Genomic DNA, 18,396 nt, shown 5'->3' with positions numbered 1-18,396 from the left:
TGGGCAGGTGTCACAGACACAGTGTTACTTGGCCAGATAGAGCAGATGAAGGGCAAATGCCAGACCCGGCAACGGCATGGCAGGGGCAAAACGCGGCGTTGCACAGGCTCTGTGCGCAGTTGTTAATTATCAAACAGCAACGGCGCGACTGACCTTGGGGAGGTGCAAAGCGCCTTCCCGGGGGGAAGGTCAGGCGCGCCCGGCCTATCGGCCGTGCAATTCGGATCATGCACGCCAATTCCCCGGCAAGGCCACTGCCCTGCCGGTTCATCATCATACTGCTCTGGTATGTCGTGTCGTCAGATTAAAATGGCGACGTCGCCAAAGCGGAGGCGGACGGGGGTATTCCCCCGTGCTTTAATCCAGATCAGACGCGCCCCGGCGCAACCCGGGGCCCTGTTCCTGTGCCGGGGTTGAAAGTCCCGGCGGTAATCGCGATTGGCAGGCACTATGCCATAAACCGGTTAAGCCTGCCTCACCTGAGCGTACGCTGGGTGCGCAACACCGGCTTACTCGATGCCAACACCGCCAAGAACAGCTTCCAGATCCGCGATCAGATCATCGACATGTTCCACGCCAACCGACAGCCGCAGCAGGTTGTCGGTGACCCCCAACATCTCGCGCCGTTCAGGTGGCAGGATCGCATGTGTCATGCTGGCCGGGTGCTGCACCAGACTTTCCACGCCGCCCAAACTAACCGCATAGGCAAACAGCCGCAGCGACTGGGCAATTTTATCGGCACGTTCCTGCCCGCCTTCCATCTCCATCGAGATCATCGCGCCAAAGCTGCTCATCTGCCGTTTGGCCAATTCGTGTTGCGGGTGCGAGGCAAGACCGGGATAGATCAACTTGGAAATGCCAAACCGCTCTTTGTTTTGATCCAGAAACTCGGCAATGGCCTGCGCGTTTGATCCATGACGCTCCATCCGCAGCGGCAGTGTTTTCAGCGAGCGCAGCAGGGTGGAGCAGGCAATCGGATCCATCACTGCTCCGGTGGAGTTCTGCAGGAACCGGATCTTCTCGGCCACTTTGGGGTCTGTGTTGGGCGACACCGCAGCAACTCCGGCCAGCAGATCGGAATGACCATTCAGGAACTTGGTGGCCGAATGCATCACGATATCCACCCCCATCTCCAGCGGGCGCTGGCAATAGGGCGAGCAGAAAGTGTTGTCACAAACAGTCAACGCACCAACTTTGTGGGCCTGTTTGACGACAAATTCAATATCGACCACTTCCAGCAGCGGGTTCGATGGAGTTTCAAACCACAGCATAGCCGTATCGGGCCGCACTGCAGCCTCAACCGCCGTAGAGTCTGCAAAGTTGACAAAGGTGACGTCCAGCCCGGCGCTCCGGCTGCGTACCATCTCCAAAAGGCGGTAGATGCCACCATAGACATCGTGGTGCGCGACCACGTGCGCACCGCTGTCGAGCAATTCCAGAATGGTCGAGGCAGCTGACAGACCTGTTGGACATGCAATCGCCGTCTCCGCGCCTTCAAGATCGGCCAGGCAAGCCTCAAGCACCTGACGGGTCGGGTTGCCTGACCGGGAATACATGAACCCCTTATTTTCACCAATCCCATCCTGCACAAAGGTGCTGGCGGTATAGATCGGCGTCACCACTGCGCCGGTGAGCGGATCAGGTTCCTGCCCCGCATGAATGGCGCGGGTTTCAAAGGCATCTCGGTTGCTGGATCGCTTGGTCAATCTGGTTTCCCCCTAAAGTCGTTGTGCCGTGAGCGACCGGCACTTGACCACATGTGCCTGGGACTAACAATGTGTGAAATGCCTGGGACTAACAATGTGTGAAAGATCGAATTATTCGCTGAATGCACCGGGTAAATTTGGGTCTGAACCAAAACAATAGCACTTGGTATTGGCCAGCCTTGGCACACCTGCGATCAATGTGATCTATTGGGCAATTGAGTATCCATCTACCAGCCTAGCGCTGAACAGAACAAGCTGTGGCACCAGAAGCAGATGTCAGCATGATCCGGAACCGCCGTTTGCCTGTTATTAACCTTGATCGTTCATGGAGAGCTTTAAGAAAATAGCCAAGGTTGACACATGACAGTTCCAGCGCTGTTCAAAAGAGACAATCTCATCGAGCCTGCGGCATCGACGCAGAAATTATTTGCGACGGTGGATCGCCATATTGCCTCTGATCAACACAGACTGGCTCTGTCAGCGCTTATGCCTCTTTTGCAGTCGGGCTGTCTTGACGCACCGGTTTTAGACCGGGCAGCAAGCTGCTATTTGCAACTTGGCGACACCCAAACCGCTGCCTCACTGCTTGAGGTCATTACGCAAACCCAACCGAGTTTGGCATCGTGCTGGGGAAAACTTGCAGCATTGAAAATGACTGTTGGCGACGAACCCGGCGCAATCAAGGGCTTTCGCAAGGTTCTTGAGATCACCCCAAACTCTGGCCATGCGTTGTCTGCCTTGAACCGGCTGGAACCTTATAAACGCAATAGTGCCAAGGTCGCCCGTCTGCGAAAACTGGCCAAATCCAACAAACTGCCTCAGTCCGAACGTGTCGCTGTTCTGAACACGCTTGGTCAGGTCGAGCATAACACGGGCCACTTCAAGTCAGCGTTTCGGTATTTTGCCAAGTCAAAGGCCGCCACCAAGGCCAAGTTTCACCCCGAGGCCATGGATGACTTGGTAGATGGGCAGATTGGGCAGTTCCAGGCCACTGACAACGCAGTTGAGAATTCAGATGGGCCACGCATTGTTTTTATTGTGGGAATGCCACGGTCTGGCACAACGATGTTGGAACAAATTTTAACACGTCACTCTCAGGTACACACCGTCGGCGAAAGCCCGGCCTTGACAAAAACATTGCAAGCCGTCCGTCACCACGTGAGGGAAACACAGGAAAAAGAAAACCTTTGGGATTGGTGTGACAGCTTGTCAGATCAGGAAATCTCAATTTTTCGACGCTACTATTATGCCTGTGCCGGTCAGAGCGCGCCTCTGTCTGGCGAAGTTTTTGTGGACAAAATGCCCTTCAATTCTTTTCACCTTGGCCTAGCTCACTTGTTGCTTCCGGATGCAAAATTCGTCTTCATGTCACGGCACCCGCTAGATGTAGGCCTGTCGAATTTCAGCACAAATTTCCATTCCGGAAACGAGTTTTCCTGCCAACTTGAATGGATTGGTCAGATGACACGCACTGTTTATCGCTCAATGCAGGACTATAAACAGAAACTACACAACCAGCTCCGGGTGCAATCCTATCAGAAATTGGTGAGCCGGCCGGAAGCCCAGATCAAAGAGCTATTGGACCATATCGGTCTGCCCTGGCAACAGGACTGCTTGTCCCCAGGAAACACAGATAGCGCCATCCGAACTGCGTCGGTGCAGCAGGCCCGCAAGAAAATCAACACGGGCGCACTGGACAAATGGAAGCCCTATGAAGAGCAGTTGCAGCCATTGCTTGACGCGCTGGGTGGTCAGGAATGGATACAGAACTGGCAAGAGCTGGACACCGCAGCTGCGGATTGCTGAACGGCGCCGCATGAATGGCACGGGTTTCAAAGGTATCTCGGTTGCTGAATCGCTCGGTCAAATCAGTCATCCCTTGGGTCGTCATGTTCTGAGCAAGCGGCACTTGAGCACAGGTTTGAGGAAGAGACAATCTGTAAGTCGCTGACTTAACAACCCTCAAGCAATATTTGGAAACAATCAAAAGGTATTGTTTTCACGAAACATTTGACTTCTTTGCCACCGGTATTGTTCAGTAACAATTGATTAACTGCCAGGTGAACTAACTAAGGCCTCAGGCCTGATTCACAAGTTCACCAAAATGTTCATGAGTAGCGGAGTACGTAATGCCAGATCATTCCAAAGTTTTTACATACGAGATTGAAGGCCTGTCCTACACTGTCACTGTTTATGAAGAAGGCGGGGCGTTTTACGCGGATATCCAAGTGATCGAAGGCGCTATGGATGTAAACGCTATCTATTATGGCGATGATGACTTTTCGGGGCCGAGTGCCTCGCTGGGCGGCCCGCTCAATATGAATGGAGCCCGGCTTGGTGGGGAAAAGGTACAGTGGGACGAGGCCATGGCGCTGAGCGATCCCGGTCTGGGGCCAGAAGGTGAAGACAAGGCAACATATATATCGGATGGCGACGATCCGTTGACGATTTCCCTTGATATCGACAGCCTTGACGAGATTGACGTCTTTGGGGTCCGTGCCACATCGACCACGAATGACGCCGGATCGATCAAGGGAGTTAGTGATACACCAGAAGAGCCAGAAGACCCGGAAGAAGAAACCTATGAAAAGGTGTTCTTTGGTGAAGTGTTCTCGGACACAGGGGAGCCTCTGGGCGGTACGTTCATTTTGGGCGAAGAGCCCGACCCAAATCCATATAGCATCCCTTCGCTGCCAGACGACACAGAGCCAACCTTTGAAAACTATCTGAACTATTTTGTTTCAGACGATATCGGAGGCGATGTCACATCACTTGAAGGTATCGTTTTCTATGAAGCCGATGACGACGGAAATCAGCAAGAACTGTTCCGGATTGATGCACCTGATGGCGGCTTTCAAGATGTCGATGAAGTGCTTGCAGCATATGACGAGGCAACAGACGGTGCTGCGTCAAGCGAGGCTACCTCAGGGGAAGGTCTCATTGCAGCACTTACTCTAGATGAAGGCGTAGACGTAGAGCCAAATGAGACGAGCGGCATGGATGACGAAGAGTTTGACGCCGTCTGAGCCGACCTAAGAAAGCGGGGAGATAGAAAGTCGGGTTGCAAAGGCGAAAACCCGGCGCCAGTTGTAGATCTCCCCGACTGCCCAAACCATAACCACACACGGTTCAGTTTGATCACGCCCTACTCCTCCGCCTCAATCATCGTCCGCACCTTCACCGCCTTTTCAAAATGATCCAGCGCATGGGTTTGGATCCACCAGGTTGCGGCTTCCATCAACAGTTCGGGGTTGTCATTCTTGTTGGCAAAAAAGGCATAGAACGACAGTCCGACACCCTCCCCCTTGGCGGCGATCTTCTTGTTGCAGACCTCAATGGCCTTGGTGCGTAAACTGGCTCGCATCTATGTCGTTTCCTTTGTTTCCCAATCGGATTTCAGCAACCTGAAACACATCCAAGGTGCGGGGCCGTTGCCCAGATCCAGATCTTCTGTGCCCATGTTCACCGCGCCCAATTTGGCGGTGGCTTTTTGTGAGCGAATATTGGTGGGGTCGATGTGAAACCAGACTTCAGTTCGGGATTTGAACACATGGCCCATCATCAGCGATTTCAGCTCGGCGTTGACGGTGCCGCCCCAATAGGCGCGTTCAATAAAGGTGTAACCAATCGATACCTCCTGCCCCGGCGTGGGCGCCACGTAATAGCGCGAGCAGCCGAAGATCTTGCCGGTGTGTTTTTCCAACACAACAACCGTCGTGCCAGCATCCAGCAACATGCTGAAATACGGTTTGAACACCTCGACCTCATGGCGGTCCTTGGCTGGATGGCCCGCCCAAACCAAAGGATCGCTTGCTGCCTGATACAATGCGCCTAAATCATCCGCTTCCAGCGGACGGATAACCAATGTTTCGCCAATGATGTAGGGTTGAAAATCAAAATCCATAACTAAATCCACTCAATAAAAAACTGCAACTGCTGCACAGTTAATCTCTGCGCAGCAGGATCTCATAGGCGCTTATGCGCTTGCGTTGAATTCTCCCAACCGCGCCACGTAGCGAGCCAATGTGTCGATCTCCAGATTGATCTGATCGCCCAGCTTGGCATCGCCCCAGGTAGTGACCTCTTTGGTGTGGGGGATGAAATTGATGTCAAAATCGCAGCCGCGCACATCATTCACTGTCAGCGAAGTGCCATTCAACGCAACGGATCCTTTGGGGGCGATGAACTTGGCCAGGGCATCGGGGGCGCGCAGGGTCACACGGGTGCTGTCGCCGGTTTCAACCATCTCGACAATCTCTGCCACGCCATCAACGTGGCCCGACACGATATGCCCGCCCAACTCGTCGCCGACCTTTAGCGCCCGCTCCAGATTGACGCGCTTTCCATCTGTCCAGGCACCAATATTGGTTTTGGACACCGACTCGGCCGAGATCTGCACGTCATACCAATCACTGCCTAGGGCAATCACGGTCAAGCAAACCCCGTCGCTGGCAATCGAGGCGCCAATATCGATACCAGCTGTGTCATACCCGGTTTGAATACGCGCCCGCAGATCACCTGCTTGCTCAAGCTCGGTGATGGTGCCGACATCGGTGATGATACCTGTAAACATTTCGCGCCCCTTGCTGGCCCTGATGACTGTTGCAAAACAGGTAGACACAGCGCCCCAGCAGTACAAGCCCGGATTACCCCATATGGCTGCCCCGCCCCGGTCTTAGTTTCGCCGCAGTATTGCGTTAACCATTACCTTAAACTACCAGACTAATATGAGCGCTGAGATGTCGAGCAACCCTAAATCCAATCGCGTTTTCTTGTTCCTACAAGGACCACACGGGCCGTTTTTTAACGCCTTGGGTAAAATGCTGCGCGCTGCCGGATGTGATGTCTGGCGGGTTGGGTTCAACGCCGGCGACCGGGCATTCTGGTTTCATCCAGCAAGTTTTATTCCTTTTCGTGGCGCGCCTGACGAATGGGAAACAACCCTACAGGATCTCTTCACCACCCGGAATGTCACCGACATTGTGCTGTACGGCGACACTCGCCCAATCCATGCTCAGGCCGTTGCTCTGGCCAAGGCCCGTGGCATTCAGGTGCATGTGTTTGAAGAAGGCTATATGCGGCCCTATTGGGTGACCTATGAACGCGGCGGATCAAACGGCAATTCCAAACTGATGGATATGTCGATTGCTGAGATGCAAAAGACGCTGGAACTCTCCGATATGGAAGCTCCACTGCCGCCCTCACACTGGGGCGACATGCGCCAGCACGTGTTTTACGGCGCGCTGTATCATTGGTTTGTGATGTTCCGTAACGGTGACTATCGCAATTTCAAACCGCACCGTTCGATCCCGGTCACCAAGGAATTTCAGCTGTATCTGAAACGGCTGTTGCTGATGCCTGTGCTGGCCGTTCAGCGCCGTCTGGCGACCCTACGTATTCGCAACGGCGGTTTCCCTTATCATCTGGCGCTGCTGCAGTTGGAACATGACAGTTCGTTCCAGAAACACTCGCCGTTTTCGACCATGAGCGAGTTTCTGGCTGAGATCATTGAAGGATTTGCAACTGGCGCCCCACAGCATCACCATCTGGTGGTCAAAGCTCACCCGCTAGAGGATGGCCGGGTTCCGGTTCGACACGAGGTCAAGCGTTTGGCCCGTGAGCATGGGATTTCCAAACGTGTGCACTACGTGCGCGGCGGTAAACTTGCCCAACTTTTGAACGAAGCCCGCACAGCCGTCACCGTCAATTCAACCGCAGGTCAACAGGTTTTGTGGCGCGGCATCCCGCTCAAGGTGTTTGGCCGAGCGGTTTATGCCAAGCCCGAGTTTGTTTCGACGCAAAGCCTGCCAGACTTCTTTGCCGCAGCTGCACGGCCAGATAACCGGGCCTACAAAGACTACCGTCGTTATCTGCTGGAAACGTCGCAACTTCCGGGCGGTTTCTATTCCCGCAAGGGACGTCGGCAACTGTTGCGTCAGGTGGTTGATATGATGTTATCAGCGGATGACCCCTATGAGGCGCTGGAATCCGGCACAGCGGCCCCAAGGCAACAGTTGCGAGTGGTGAACTAGGCCTTCGCCGCTGCAGTACTGGATTTTTGTTCAGTATTCCGATACGTTGCCAAAAAAAGACCTGAGGCAGAACAATAATAGGTCGAGGAGACCGAGCAGTGAATTCCGTTCCCTTTCGATGGGCACGCCCCGTCGCTATGCTGGCCGCGCTTGCGTTGGCTGCGTCGTGCAGCCTACCCAAAGTAGGCCCCAACAAGCGTGAAATTTTTGCCGGATCGGTACAAAAAGAAGGCGACGCCTTTATTGTATCGGTCAATGACCGGGTGACCCGCGCCACAGCTGTGGTCCCTGCTCTTGGCTTTTCCCAAGCGTTTCAATCCGCAGGTCAGCTGACCTCGGACACCATCCGCCCCGGCGATGTATTGGGTCTGACGATCTGGGAAAACGTTGACGATGGGCTGTTGGCTGGCGAGGCCACCAATTCGACAATTCTGGAAGAAGTTCAGGTCGACAGTGCTGGCTTTATCTTTGTGCCTTATGCGGGCCGGGTTCGTGCTGCTGGCAACACGCCTGAACAGCTGCGCAAAACCATCACCGCCAAGCTGGACGACCAAACCCCTGATCCACAGATTCAAGTGCGACGCCTGGCCGGTGACGGTTCAACCGTCAGTCTGATTGGTGCGGTTGGTGCACAGGGTGTTTACCCGATTGAGCGCCCAACCCGCACTCTGGCCACCATGCTGGCCAATGCTGGTGGTGTCGCCATTCAACCCGATATTGCACAGGTCACCGTGATCCGCGGCAATGAAAGCGGCAGGATCTGGTTCCAGGACCTGTTTGACCACCCTGAGCTCGACATCGCCCTACGTGGTGGGGATCGCATTCTGGTCGAAGAAGACAGCCGCGCCTTTACCGCATTGGGCGCCACCAGTGCACAGGCGCGGGTCCGCTTTGAAAGCCAGGATCTGTCAGCCCTTGAAGCCATTGCCCAGGTGGGTGGTCTTATCTCAACCGCATCCGATCCCACTGGTGTGTTTGTGTTCCGTAATGAACCAGCTGAAATTGCCGGACAGGTACTGGGACGCGACGATCTGGTTGGCGCACAGCGTATGGTTTACGTGCTGAACCTGACCCAGCCCAATGGCTTGTTCGTTGCCCGTGATTTTGTCATCCGCGATGATGACACATTGTATGTTACCGAGGCCCCATATGCGCAATGGACCAAAACCATATCGCTGCTGGCAGCCCCACTGACACCGCTGGCGAACGTCAACACCTTGTTCGGCGGCTAACACTGATGACCCGTCTTGACGACAGGCACGAGGCCGGGGGCAAACGCTCCCGGCTCTTTGTTTATAACGGGGGCTTTGTCACCCAGAAACGCCTGCGCCGGATCCTGCATCTGGCAGGCTATGACATCCGGCTCGGCCTGCCCGGCCCCGACGATCTGGTTGGCATCTGGGGCAATTCCCCAACTGCGCACCGTGGACGTGCAGTGGCTGAAAAGCGTCAAGTTGGCCTGTTGCGGGTTGAGGATGCCTTTTTGCGCTCGATCCATCCCGGTCGCGCAGGTGAACCGCCGATTGGGCTGCAACTTGATCACTCGGGGGTGCATTTTGATCCGGCCAGCCGGTCTGATCTGGAACAGATGCTGGCCACACATCCCTTGGATGACAGCGCCCTGATGCGGCGCGCCCGTGACGCGGTGGCACGGCTGCGCGAGGTACAATTAAGCAAGTACAACGCCTATGACCCTGCGACCCCGGTGCCCGATCCGGGCTATGTGCTGGTGATTGATCAGGCGCGTGGCGATGCCTCGGTTGTGGCCAGCAAGGCAGATAAGGCGCGGTTCCTGGAAATGCTGTACTACGCGCAAGAGGAAAACCCCGGCGCGCAGATCGTTATCAAGACCCACCCGGAAACCGAACAGGGGTATCGCCCCGGTCACTATGGCCCGGATCAGGTCAACGACCGTATTTCGCTGCTGTCTGATCCGGTGTCCCCATGGGAGCTTCTGGACGGGGCCGTTGCCGTTTACACCGTGTCGTCACAAATGGGGTTCGAAGCCATTCTTGCCGGCCACAAGCCTCGCGTGTTTGGCCAGCCTTTCTATGCTGGCTGGGGGCTGACACAGGATGAATTCCCACTGGCACGCCGCCAACGCCACCTGACCCGTCAGCAGCTTTGTGCGGCCACCATGTTCCTGTACCCCACCTGGTACGATCCGTTTCGGGATCAGCTGTGTGAGCTGGAAACCGTGTTGGATAACCTAGAGGCACAGGTTCATGCCTGGCGGCAAGATCGTAATGGCTGGGCCGCGTCAGGCATGCGGTTGTGGAAGCGCCGCCCGCTGCAACGGATGTTTGGCAGCGAGAAAAAGGTTCTGTTCACCGAAGACCCCCGTAAGGCACAGGCTAGCGGCCGTGACTGGATGATCTGGGCGGGCAAGGCCACGGCTGAATACGCCGGGGCCACACGGGTCGAGGATGGGTTCCTGCGCTCCCGCGGGTTGGGCGCCGAGCTGGTACCACCCCTATCCTTGGTGACAGATCGTCAGGGGATCTACTATGACCCCTCGCAACCCAGCGACTTGGAAGATTGGATCAGCCGCCGCGCAAAACTGACCGAAGCACAGGAGCGCCGTGCCGAAAACCTGCTGCGCAGTCTCATTCAATCCAGCCTGTCGAAATACAATCTGGGAGGCAGTGCCCCCGCCCTGCCCGTTGGCCATCGCATACTAGTGCCCGGTCAGGTCGAGGATGACGCCTCGATCAAAACTGGTGCGGGCAAGGTGAAAACCAATCTGGACCTGCTGCGCACCACCCGTACGGCCAACCCTGATGCCGTGATCATTTACAAACCCCACCCGGATGTTGAAGCAGGCCTGCGTACAGGCGAGATCGAGGACGAAGGGCTGGCGGATGTCATCGCCACCGAGACCGATCCAGCAGCCCTGTTCGACAAGGTGGATGAGCTCTGGACCATGACCTCACTCATGGGGTTCGAGGCCATGTTGCGCGGCGTGAAAGTCACAACCCTTGGTGTCCCGTTTTACGCCGGTTGGGGGCTGACAAAGGACCTGGCCAAGATACCAGAGCGCCGCCAGGCCCGGCCGCAAATGCTGGGATTGGTCCATGCCGCCCTGATCGATTATCCACGCTATTTTGATCCGGTCACTGGCCTGCCCTGCCCGGTTGAGGTCGCCGTACGACGCCTGCAAAGCGGGGAGATCCCGCATCCGGGTGTTGCCAACCGGATGCTATCCAAGCTTCAGGGCCTGCTGGCCACCTATGCGCATCTGTGGCGGTAAAAGCCCTCGTTCGGGCTCAAAACCTTATTGAGCGCGGGCCCATCGGTGTTCAATGTCTTGCCCCACCTGTCGGGTTTCGATCAGTTGAAAGCGCGGAGCTTGTTCCAGTCGACCAAGCCCCAGCGCGCCGATCATTGGCAGGCCTTCGGCACCAATGCCCAGACCGGCGGTAAAGCCAATCAGCTCATCCACCAGATCATTGGCCAGCAACGACGCCGCAAGCGCGCCACCACCTTCGCAAAAGACCCGTGTTAAACCAGCTTGCCCCAACTGTTGAAGAATATCAGATGAGTCCAACTGCGTGCCACGCACGGCGCAGGGGATCAGGCGTGCGCCCAGCCCCTCCCAGGCTTTGAGCCGTTCGGTATCAGCTCCGGGGCCATGACAGAGCCACAGGGGCACCTCAGTCGCAGTCCGCGCCAGCTGACTGAGCAGAGGCAGGTCCAGATGACGCGAGACCACCACCCGCACCGGCTGTCGCTCGATGCCCAGATCGCGCACGGTCAGCGACGGGTCATCCGCGCGCGCGGTGCCTGCGCCAACCATAACAGCATCATGGCGCGCGCGCATGGCATGCACCGACCGGCGCGCCTCGGGGCCAGTGATCCACTTGCTTTGACCTGATCCAGTGGCGATCCGACCATCAAAACTGCTGGCAAGTTTGAGCGTAACAAACGGCCGACCCTGCTCGGTTTTCAGAAAGAAACCAGCGTGATCCCGCGCGGCCTGTTCTGACAGAACACCGGTCTTCACCTCGATCCCAGCCCAACGCAGTTTCTCAAACCCCTGCCCTGAAACGCGTGGATCACTGTCTTCAATCGCGGCAACAACACGGGCAACGCCAGCATCAATTAGTGCCTGCGCACAGGGCGGCGTTTCCCCCTGATGCGAGCAAGGCTCTAGCGTTACATAAGCGGTCGCGCCCTTGGCCTGTGCCCCGGCCTGCGCCAGTGCAACGGGTTCCGCATGGGGGCGGCCACCAGCTTGGGTCCAGCCGCGCCCCACAATCCGGTCGCCCAGCACAATGACACAGCCCACTGCCGGGTTTGGCCAGCACTGCCCCTGACCGCGCCGCCCCAAGCTTAGGGCCAGCGCCATGTATCTTTCGTCAGACTTGCTCACTCTTCTGGCGGCAGATCAGGCCGTAGTTCGTGCACGAAATCCTCAAAATCATCCGCTGCTTGGAAATTCTTATAGACACTGGCAAAGCGCACATAGGCCACGGTGTCGATCCGGGCCAAGGCCTCCATCACGATCTCGCCAATCCGGTTCGACTGGATATCGGTATCGCCCATGCTTTCCAACCGGCGCACAATACCTGAAATCATCTGATCAATCCGCTCGGGATCAACCGGGCGTTTCTGCATCGAGATACGGATCGAACGTTCCAGCTTGTCGCGGTCGAAATCCTCGCGTTTCCCCTTGGATTTGATCACCACCAGATCTCGCAGCTGCACCCGTTCGTAGGTGGTAAAACGTCCACCACATGAGGGGCAAAACCGCCGCCGCCGGATCGCCACGTGATCCTCGGCCGGCCGAGAGTCTTTTACCTGAGTGTCAACATTCCCGCAAAACGGACAGCGCATGAACCGTTCCCCTTATCCCAAACAAGCACAAATTGTACGAAATTACGTACAGTTATCCACAGTTATAGGGGAGCCGCTAGGGTTTGGGTAGAGGGATAATCAAACCCCAACATAGGGATCCCTAGGCCAAATGCGCCACTCCTTTGCGATGATGAGGCGCATTGCGGTGCTCGAATAGGTAGATGCCCTGCCAGGTGCCCAGTGCAAGCTTTCCCTGTCGCACCGGGATCGACAGGCTAACAGGCATCATTGCTGCCTTGATATGGGCTGGCATATCATCCGGGCCCTCATAGGTATGGCGCAGATAGCCCATTGATGGATCGGCACTGGGAGGCACAAGGCGGTGGAAAAAGGCCTGCAGATCATCCTGCACTTCGGGATCCGCGTTTTCCTGGATCAGCAGCGAACAGGAAGTGTGCTGAACAAACAAACTGAGCAGGCCGTCACGCGGCTCTTGCATCGCAAGCCATTGGCGAACTTGATCGGTGAACTCATATAGTCCGGGGCCACGTGTTACGATTTCAAACTGAAATTGTGACATCGGCGCTCGATTAAAATCCAAACCTGTTGAACAGCCAGCGGTCACAATGGTGAAACGCAGCCGTGACAGTGCGTCCATATCCCGGGGTCAGCACATCGCTAACCCAGCTTTTGGTATAGGGTTCGAGACCCACAGCATCGAGATCAAGCGTAAATTTCACGGCCGATTTGGCCCCTGTCGTAACCCCACGCCCGATGCCGCTAACAACATAGATCTTAGTGCTCCAGGGCAGTCTCAACTCTCGCCTCAGGTAATCCCCTGCGGCGCACCAATAATCATCCTTGATGGAACCCGGGCGACCAACGACCTCGAATACGTTTTTGTCGACCTTGTTGACATCCATCCTGCTGACGGCCCGAAACGCAAGTGCAGCGCTGGGTAGAGCCACCGAGATGATTGCAAGAATAGCAAACGGTTTAACAGCCAACTTCATAACATATCTCCGACATCACCTAAACAAATACGGTGCACTCGCTTTTGATCTTCTCACACCCTAGCAAAGACCTGCGTTAATATTGGCAGATCAGAAAAGGCGTGGAAAAGCAGCACACTGGTTATCACCTTGCTGTACCGTCATTGAATCCCCCACGTCAAAGGCGTTGATCCGTCGCAGTGCGCTCGGCGGAACTTCGCTCTCAACCGGGTTAAGCGTAAACAGAACCGTCGACCGGCGCTCCGACGCCTCTCCAGGGGCCATTCCACGGTAGACATAGATGTGGGTTTGCCACCCAGCGCCAAGATAGCGACGCGCGTAGTCCGAAGCAGCGCACCAGTAGTCATAGCCGCCGCCTCTGCCGCCAGTTTGCGGCACCACCTCGAAGACACCTGCTTCAAGCGGGTAGACGCGCGCGCCCGACACCGTGCGTTTAAAATCCGCTGTAGGGGTGGTTTCGGTAACGCACCCGGCAACAAACAAGACGATGAACACCAAACCAGAGCAAAGCTTTTGCATAATCATTCCAAGTATAACTGTGCCATTCTCAGAGGAATGGCCGGACCATATTAGAACACTTACCTCAATGTTCCCCCCAGCCCAAGCCGCAGGTCGATCGATGGTCAAAATTGCGGGTAATACGGCCCGGGCTATTCGTATCCCACATCGTGCCAGGCGTTGGCCAGTGGCGTCATGTTCACCCGCACCGAACCTGCGTCACAGATGAGCCAGGCCAGACGCTCTTCGCCCTCCATAACCGATAGCGACCCCTCGAGCTCACTCTCGCCCTCGGCCATACGGTCTGCAGACACATTCAACAGGTAGGTCACAGATTTGTTGGGAAACTGCACTTCTTCCCAATAGGTGCGGCCAATGCCGGGCCATGGGGTGAAGTGGATCTCAGAAAGACTGCGCTTCAGAAACAGCTCTGGCTTCATGCCGATGCGCCCATAGGCATAGGTGTAATCCACCCCATCCTGGCAGACATGCACCGCCTTTTTGCCTTGGGAAAACGTGCAGGTAAACAGCTCAGGGCCAGTGACGCAGCTCGCCGCAACGGCAGGAGCGAACAGGCACAGGGCCGAAGTTAGGGCAATTGAGCGAAACATGTAGCAATCCTAGCGGGTAACGTTTTGCAACATTTACCCGGCCTCGGATCAAAGAGCCAGTCACGGGCTCTTGGTTACTTTCGGCTTGGGAATGGGACGATAACAGCGCTTTGGCGCGGGGCCAGAACTTGCTCTAGAACTGCGAGTACATCGCTTTGGCCATCATCCTCGCCAAATTTGGTACGCGCAATTTTACGGATGTAGGCGCGTGCGGCTTCGGTATCCAGCGCCTTGAGAACGGTCTCCCGTTCGCGCAGGGTTTCCACAAGAAACTGATTGGCCAGCGTCATGGCCTGCAGCGATTGCAGCTTGTCGCCCAGAACGCCAAGTGCTTCGTCTAGGTTTGTATTTGCAGACATCATTTCCCCCAAGGGATTGGTTATCACCTTTGGGGACAGTCTAAAGCCGCCAGCGCCAAGGGGCAACGCAGGAGGTTAGCAATTGGTTAACGGCTGGGCTTAGCGGAACAGCTGATCGCCCATCTGATCAATCGCAACCTTCGCCTTATGGATCGAGGCCTCGGCGGCCTGATCACTTGAGCTGAAGGTATCCGCCCGGATCAGGTGGTGAATCTTCAACTCACCGCCCACCTCTTTTTCGACCCGCGCCCCAAGACGGTATTGATTACCCTCAGTGATGGGTTCGGGGAAGATGGCGAAACCATTGTACATTTCTGGTTCGGGAGCCTTGGGCTCGGCTGTATCAGATCCGCCAAATAGCTTGTTCCACAGGGACATATCGGGCTCCTTCCGGTCGTTTGCCGCAGAGTGGCATATTGATCCGGGGATTGCACGTGAGGAAAGGCCCGGTATTTGCCCTGAGGGCAGTGCCTGGCCTTGGGGAGGTGCGAAGTGCCTTCCCGGGGGGAAGGTCAGGCGCGGCCAGGCGGTGCCGGGCTCAAAAGATACGGGACAACAAAATTCTAATATTTCAGCCTCTACACCGCGAGCTGTTCTGCACAGTCATAACCCTGCAACGTAACTACCCACTCGAGTTCGCCCGCAATCTGTTCAACTAAAGAGGCACCCAGAAGTTCTTTAACGGCTGCCTCGGTCTCAACAAACTCTTTGTGTGTTTCATCCCCGAAAACCATTCCGCCATCAATATAGAAATAGTTTCCTTCCTCTTCCGCAACTACGCGGAAGATTTTTCACCTTTGCTTTCAGCCATGTTAACCAAAATGTCTGTCGCCAATTCCGACAGGTCTTCAGCAGAAGCCTCGGAAGCTCTATCTGATCTCAACTCAGCCTCAGTTTCCGATTTCAGTTCCTCGTCAACAATTTCACTTCTTACTTCATCAAGTCGCTTAGCTCGATCAATCTTGATCCGTTCTTCTGCCGCCTCTTCATCCGCTGCCCACTGAATCTGGCGGACCCGATGTTCACTCGATGCAACACCTTCCAGATTCCTAAGCCACTTCGTTGGACGAGAAGCTGCCCATGCACCAACGGGTTTAGCCCACGGCAAAATAAGCAACGAAAAGACTAAGCCGAGTCCAATAGGTGCCCAAACAAACCAGCCGGTGTCGTGTTAAGATTAAAATACGCCAACCGGGCGGCTACACTCATGTCAGCAAAGAACAAGAAAAAGATCGTCTGCCAATTCAAAATTAGAACGAACAGGAAAATTGACCCCAGAATTGGGCTGCGTAGGCGTTGGCCAAAAGCTTCAAGAATATCTTTCAAGGACTCTATCAAATACAATACCTAAAATAAAAAGGGCGCCCCGAAGGACGCCCCTAAAATCACTGATCCAAGAAACTCCGCAGCTTGCGGCTGCGGCTTGGGTGCTTCAGCTTGCGCAGCGCCTTGGCCTCGATCTGACGAATACGTTCACGGGTAACCGAGAACTGCTGACCAACCTCTTCCAGCGTATGGTCGGTGTTCATGCCGATACCAAAACGCATCCGCAGAACACGTTCCTCACGCGGGGTAAGCGAGGCCAGAACGCGAGTGGTGGTTTCCTTGAGATTTTCCTGAATGGCGCTGTCCAGTGGCAGCACGGCATTCTTGTCCTCGATGAAATCACCCAGCTGGCTGTCTTCCTCGTCCCCGATCGGGGTTTCAAGGCTGATCGGCTCTTTGGCGATCTTCATCACCTTGCGGACCTTCTCAAGCGGCATTTGCAGCTTTTCGGCCAGCTCTTCCGGGGTTGGCTCGCGGCCAATCTCGTGCAGCATCTGGCGACCGGTGCGGACCAGCTTGTTGATGGTCTCGATCATGTGCACCGGAATACGGATGGTGCGGGCCTGATCGGCAATCGAGCGGGTGATCGCCTGACGGATCCACCAGGTCGCATAGGTCGAGAACTTGTAGCCGCGACGGTATTCGAACTTGTCCACCGCCTTCATCAGGCCGATGTTACCTTCCTGGATCAGATCCAGGAACTGCAGACCACGGTTGGTGTATTTCTTGGCAATCGAGATCACCAGACGCAGGTTGGCCTCGACCATTTCTTTCTTGGCCTGACGGGCTTCTTTTTCACCCTTTTGCACCTGCTGAACGATGCGGCGGAATTCCGAGATATCCAGACCAACATACTGACCCACCTGGGCAATGTCGGCACGCAGGGCTTCGACCTTATCGGTGGAGCGTTCGATGAACATCTTCCAGCCACGGCCCGGCTTTTCGGACATTTCAGTCAGCCAGTTCGGATCCAGCTCGCGGCCACGGTAGGCCTCGACAAACTCGCGACGGTTGATCCGGGCCTGGTCGGCCAGTTTCACCATCGAGCCGTCGATCTGCATGACACGGCGGTTGATGCCGTACAGCTGGTCAATCAGAGCGTCGATACGGTTGTTATGCAGGTGAAGTTCATTCACCAGCTCAACGATTTCAGAACGCAGGGCCTGATACCGGGCTTCATCCTTGGCGCTAAATGAGCCGTCTTCGTTCAGAGTGGCCGAAATCCGGCTATCCTGCATTTCGGACAGTTCAGAATAGTCCGAGGAAATCCGCTCCAGGCTGGTTAGAACCTGATCCTTGAGCGCGGCTTCCATCGCGGCCAAGGATAGGTTGGCCTGTTCATCATCATCGTCGTCGTCGTCGTCGGTGCTGATTGGGTTGCCGTCGGCATCCAGTTCCTGGGTGCTGCCCTCGGTCTTTTCGGTCTTGGTCTCATCAGTTGGCGCAACAACCGTTTCCTGAGGTGTTCCGTCCTCATTCATGGTGTTGCCAAAAGTGGTTTCCAGATCGATGACGTCGCGCAGCAGAATATCTTCGGTCAGAAGTTCGTCATGCCAGATGGTGATCGCCTGAAAGGTCAGCGGGCTTTCACACAGACCAGCGATCATGGTGTTGCGGCCAGCTTCGATCCGCTTGGCGATAGCGATCTCGCCCTCGCGGCTTAGCAGTTCAACCGAGCCCATTTCACGCAGATACATGCGAACCGGATCATCGGTACGATCCAGCTTTTCAGAGGCGGCAGTGGAAACAGCAACTTCGCGGGCACCTTCGGTGGTGACCAGTTCGGTTGCGCCCTTTTGCTCTTCCTCTTCGGCTTCCTCGTCTTCAATGATATTGATGCCCATTTCCGAGAGCATCGACATCACGTCTTCGATCTGTTCCGAGCCCACCTGATCAGGTGGCAGAACCTTGTTCAGCTGATCATAAGTGATGTAGCCCTTCTCGCGGGCCTCGGCGATCATCTTTTTGACGGCAGCCTGACTCATGTCCAGCGAAGTTTCAGGTTCCTGGTCGTCACGTTTGCGGTCGTCGGTGTCTTTGGCGGCCATTCAATG

19 protein-coding genes are annotated in these 18,396 nt (G+C 55.7%); 5 read left to right on the top strand and 14 right to left on the bottom strand.

Translation table 11 applies throughout. From position 1 onward, the window contains the following. Positions 1-509: 509 nt before the first annotated feature. Positions 510-1,706 carry a trans-sulfuration enzyme family protein gene (locus AC2T28_RS19630; RefSeq protein ID WP_486750348.1) on the bottom strand — a complete coding sequence of 399 codons (1,197 nt, stop codon included), beginning with the start codon at positions 1,704-1,706 and terminating at the stop codon, positions 510-512. Positions 1,707-2,357: 651 nt separating this feature from the next. Here AC2T28_RS19630 and AC2T28_RS19625 point away from each other — a divergent pair. Beyond that, complete coding sequence (locus AC2T28_RS19625) at positions 2,358-3,512, top strand: sulfotransferase (protein ID WP_486750347.1); 1,155 nt, start codon at positions 2,358-2,360, stop codon at positions 3,510-3,512. A 323-nt stretch (positions 3,513-3,835) separates the two neighbouring features. Then, positions 3,836-4,732 carry a hypothetical protein gene (locus tag AC2T28_RS19620; RefSeq protein WP_486750346.1) on the top strand — a complete coding sequence of 299 codons (897 nt, stop codon included), beginning with the start codon at positions 3,836-3,838 and terminating at the stop codon, positions 4,730-4,732. 119 nt (positions 4,733-4,851) lie between these two features. On the opposite strand, the gene AC2T28_RS19615 is transcribed toward AC2T28_RS19620, so the two are convergent. From AC2T28_RS19615 to AC2T28_RS19605, 3 genes are all read right to left on the bottom strand, one after another. Beyond that, positions 4,852-5,070, bottom strand: a complete 219-nt coding sequence (locus AC2T28_RS19615) for a DUF6500 family protein (protein WP_486750345.1) — start codon at positions 5,068-5,070, stop codon at positions 4,852-4,854. Further along, positions 5,071-5,610 (bottom strand): GNAT family N-acetyltransferase, encoded by a 540-nt coding sequence (locus tag AC2T28_RS19610; RefSeq protein WP_486750344.1) that lies wholly within the window; start codon positions 5,608-5,610, stop codon positions 5,071-5,073. Positions 5,611-5,682: 72 nt separating this feature from the next. Further along, positions 5,683-6,279, bottom strand: a complete 597-nt coding sequence (locus AC2T28_RS19605; protein ID WP_486750343.1) for a riboflavin synthase — start codon at positions 6,277-6,279, stop codon at positions 5,683-5,685. Positions 6,280-6,445: 166 nt separating this feature from the next. Between AC2T28_RS19605 and AC2T28_RS19600 the strand changes: the two genes are divergently transcribed. The 3 genes from AC2T28_RS19600 to AC2T28_RS19590 all read left to right on the top strand — a co-directional run bounded on the left by AC2T28_RS19600 (position 6,446) and on the right by AC2T28_RS19590 (position 10,988). Continuing rightward, complete coding sequence (locus AC2T28_RS19600) at positions 6,446-7,738, top strand: capsule biosynthesis protein (protein WP_486750425.1); 1,293 nt, start codon at positions 6,446-6,448, stop codon at positions 7,736-7,738. Between the two features lie 98 nt (positions 7,739-7,836). Next, positions 7,837-8,970, top strand: coding sequence for a polysaccharide biosynthesis/export family protein (locus AC2T28_RS19595; RefSeq protein ID WP_486750342.1), 1,134 nt, complete (start codon positions 7,837-7,839; stop codon positions 8,968-8,970). 5 nt (positions 8,971-8,975) lie between these two features. Further along, a complete protein-coding gene (locus AC2T28_RS19590; RefSeq protein WP_486750424.1) occupies positions 8,976-10,988 on the top strand; it encodes a capsular polysaccharide biosynthesis protein in 2,013 nt (670 codons plus the stop codon). A gap of 24 nt (positions 10,989-11,012) precedes the next feature. On the opposite strand, the gene ribD is transcribed toward AC2T28_RS19590, so the two are convergent. From ribD to rpoD, 10 genes are all read right to left on the bottom strand, one after another. Then, a complete protein-coding gene (ribD, locus tag AC2T28_RS19585; RefSeq protein ID WP_486750341.1) occupies positions 11,013-12,110 on the bottom strand; it encodes a bifunctional diaminohydroxyphosphoribosylaminopyrimidine deaminase/5-amino-6-(5-phosphoribosylamino)uracil reductase RibD in 1,098 nt (365 codons plus the stop codon). Further along, positions 12,107-12,574 (bottom strand): transcriptional regulator NrdR, encoded by a 468-nt coding sequence (gene nrdR / locus AC2T28_RS19580; protein WP_486750340.1) that lies wholly within the window; start codon positions 12,572-12,574, stop codon positions 12,107-12,109. Before nrdR ends, ribD begins: the two co-directional genes overlap by 4 nt. Before the next feature lie 121 nt (positions 12,575-12,695). Further along, entirely contained in the window at positions 12,696-13,115 is a 420-nt protein-coding gene (locus tag AC2T28_RS19575; protein WP_486750339.1) for a secondary thiamine-phosphate synthase enzyme YjbQ, read from the bottom strand. A gap of 10 nt (positions 13,116-13,125) precedes the next feature. Next, positions 13,126-13,548 carry a hypothetical protein gene (locus AC2T28_RS19570; protein ID WP_486750338.1) on the bottom strand — a complete coding sequence of 141 codons (423 nt, stop codon included), beginning with the start codon at positions 13,546-13,548 and terminating at the stop codon, positions 13,126-13,128. A 90-nt stretch (positions 13,549-13,638) separates the two neighbouring features. Then, positions 13,639-14,067 (bottom strand): hypothetical protein, encoded by a 429-nt coding sequence (locus AC2T28_RS19565; RefSeq protein WP_486750337.1) that lies wholly within the window; start codon positions 14,065-14,067, stop codon positions 13,639-13,641. Between the two features lie 131 nt (positions 14,068-14,198). Then, entirely contained in the window at positions 14,199-14,657 is a 459-nt protein-coding gene (locus AC2T28_RS19560) for a hypothetical protein (protein ID WP_486750336.1), read from the bottom strand. A 74-nt stretch (positions 14,658-14,731) separates the two neighbouring features. Next, positions 14,732-15,016, bottom strand: coding sequence for a hypothetical protein (locus AC2T28_RS19555; protein WP_486750335.1), 285 nt, complete (start codon positions 15,014-15,016; stop codon positions 14,732-14,734). A 99-nt stretch (positions 15,017-15,115) separates the two neighbouring features. Further along, on the bottom strand, positions 15,116-15,394 hold the full coding sequence (locus AC2T28_RS19550) for an HlyU family transcriptional regulator (protein ID WP_486750334.1): 279 nt from the start codon (positions 15,392-15,394) through the stop codon (positions 15,116-15,118). 397 nt (positions 15,395-15,791) lie between these two features. After that, positions 15,792-16,133 carry a hypothetical protein gene (locus tag AC2T28_RS19545; protein ID WP_486750333.1) on the bottom strand — a complete coding sequence of 114 codons (342 nt, stop codon included), beginning with the start codon at positions 16,131-16,133 and terminating at the stop codon, positions 15,792-15,794. Positions 16,134-16,401: 268 nt separating this feature from the next. Next, positions 16,402-18,390, bottom strand: coding sequence for an RNA polymerase sigma factor RpoD (rpoD, locus tag AC2T28_RS19540; RefSeq protein WP_486750332.1), 1,989 nt, complete (start codon positions 18,388-18,390; stop codon positions 16,402-16,404). Between the last annotated feature and the right edge of the window lie 6 nt (positions 18,391-18,396).

Source organism: Parasedimentitalea nitratireducens (assembly GCF_057444295.1).
The sequence above is the reverse complement of the archived record's forward strand: the minus strand, read 5'-3'. Positions and strand labels throughout refer to the sequence as shown.

Excerpts from the sequence above, each read along its gene's own strand:
- AC2T28_RS19625 (WP_486750347.1), top strand. The coding sequence starts at position 2,358 with ATGACTGTTGGCGACGAACCCGGCGCAATCAAGGGCTTTCGCAAGGTT.
- AC2T28_RS19620 (WP_486750346.1), top strand. The coding sequence starts at position 3,836 with ATGCCAGATCATTCCAAAGTTTTTACATACGAGATTGAAGGCCTGTCC.
- AC2T28_RS19615 (WP_486750345.1), bottom strand. The coding sequence starts at position 5,070 with ATGCGAGCCAGTTTACGCACCAAGGCCATTGAGGTCTGCAACAAGAAG.
- AC2T28_RS19610 (WP_486750344.1), bottom strand. The coding sequence starts at position 5,610 with ATGGATTTTGATTTTCAACCCTACATCATTGGCGAAACATTGGTTATC.
- AC2T28_RS19605 (WP_486750343.1), bottom strand. The coding sequence starts at position 6,279 with ATGTTTACAGGTATCATCACCGATGTCGGCACCATCACCGAGCTTGAG.
- AC2T28_RS19600 (WP_486750425.1), top strand. The coding sequence starts at position 6,446 with ATGTCGAGCAACCCTAAATCCAATCGCGTTTTCTTGTTCCTACAAGGA.
- AC2T28_RS19590 (WP_486750424.1), top strand. The coding sequence starts at position 8,976 with ATGACCCGTCTTGACGACAGGCACGAGGCCGGGGGCAAACGCTCCCGG.
- nrdR (WP_486750340.1), bottom strand. The coding sequence starts at position 12,574 with ATGCGCTGTCCGTTTTGCGGGAATGTTGACACTCAGGTAAAAGACTCT.
- AC2T28_RS19575 (WP_486750339.1), bottom strand. The coding sequence starts at position 13,115 with ATGTCACAATTTCAGTTTGAAATCGTAACACGTGGCCCCGGACTATAT.
- AC2T28_RS19570 (WP_486750338.1), bottom strand. The coding sequence starts at position 13,548 with ATGAAGTTGGCTGTTAAACCGTTTGCTATTCTTGCAATCATCTCGGTG.
- AC2T28_RS19565 (WP_486750337.1), bottom strand. The coding sequence starts at position 14,067 with ATGCAAAAGCTTTGCTCTGGTTTGGTGTTCATCGTCTTGTTTGTTGCC.
- AC2T28_RS19560 (WP_486750336.1), bottom strand. The coding sequence starts at position 14,657 with ATGTTTCGCTCAATTGCCCTAACTTCGGCCCTGTGCCTGTTCGCTCCT.
- AC2T28_RS19555 (WP_486750335.1), bottom strand. The coding sequence starts at position 15,016 with ATGTCTGCAAATACAAACCTAGACGAAGCACTTGGCGTTCTGGGCGAC.
- AC2T28_RS19550 (WP_486750334.1), bottom strand. The coding sequence starts at position 15,394 with ATGTCCCTGTGGAACAAGCTATTTGGCGGATCTGATACAGCCGAGCCC.
- rpoD (WP_486750332.1), bottom strand. The coding sequence starts at position 18,390 with ATGGCCGCCAAAGACACCGACGACCGCAAACGTGACGACCAGGAACCT.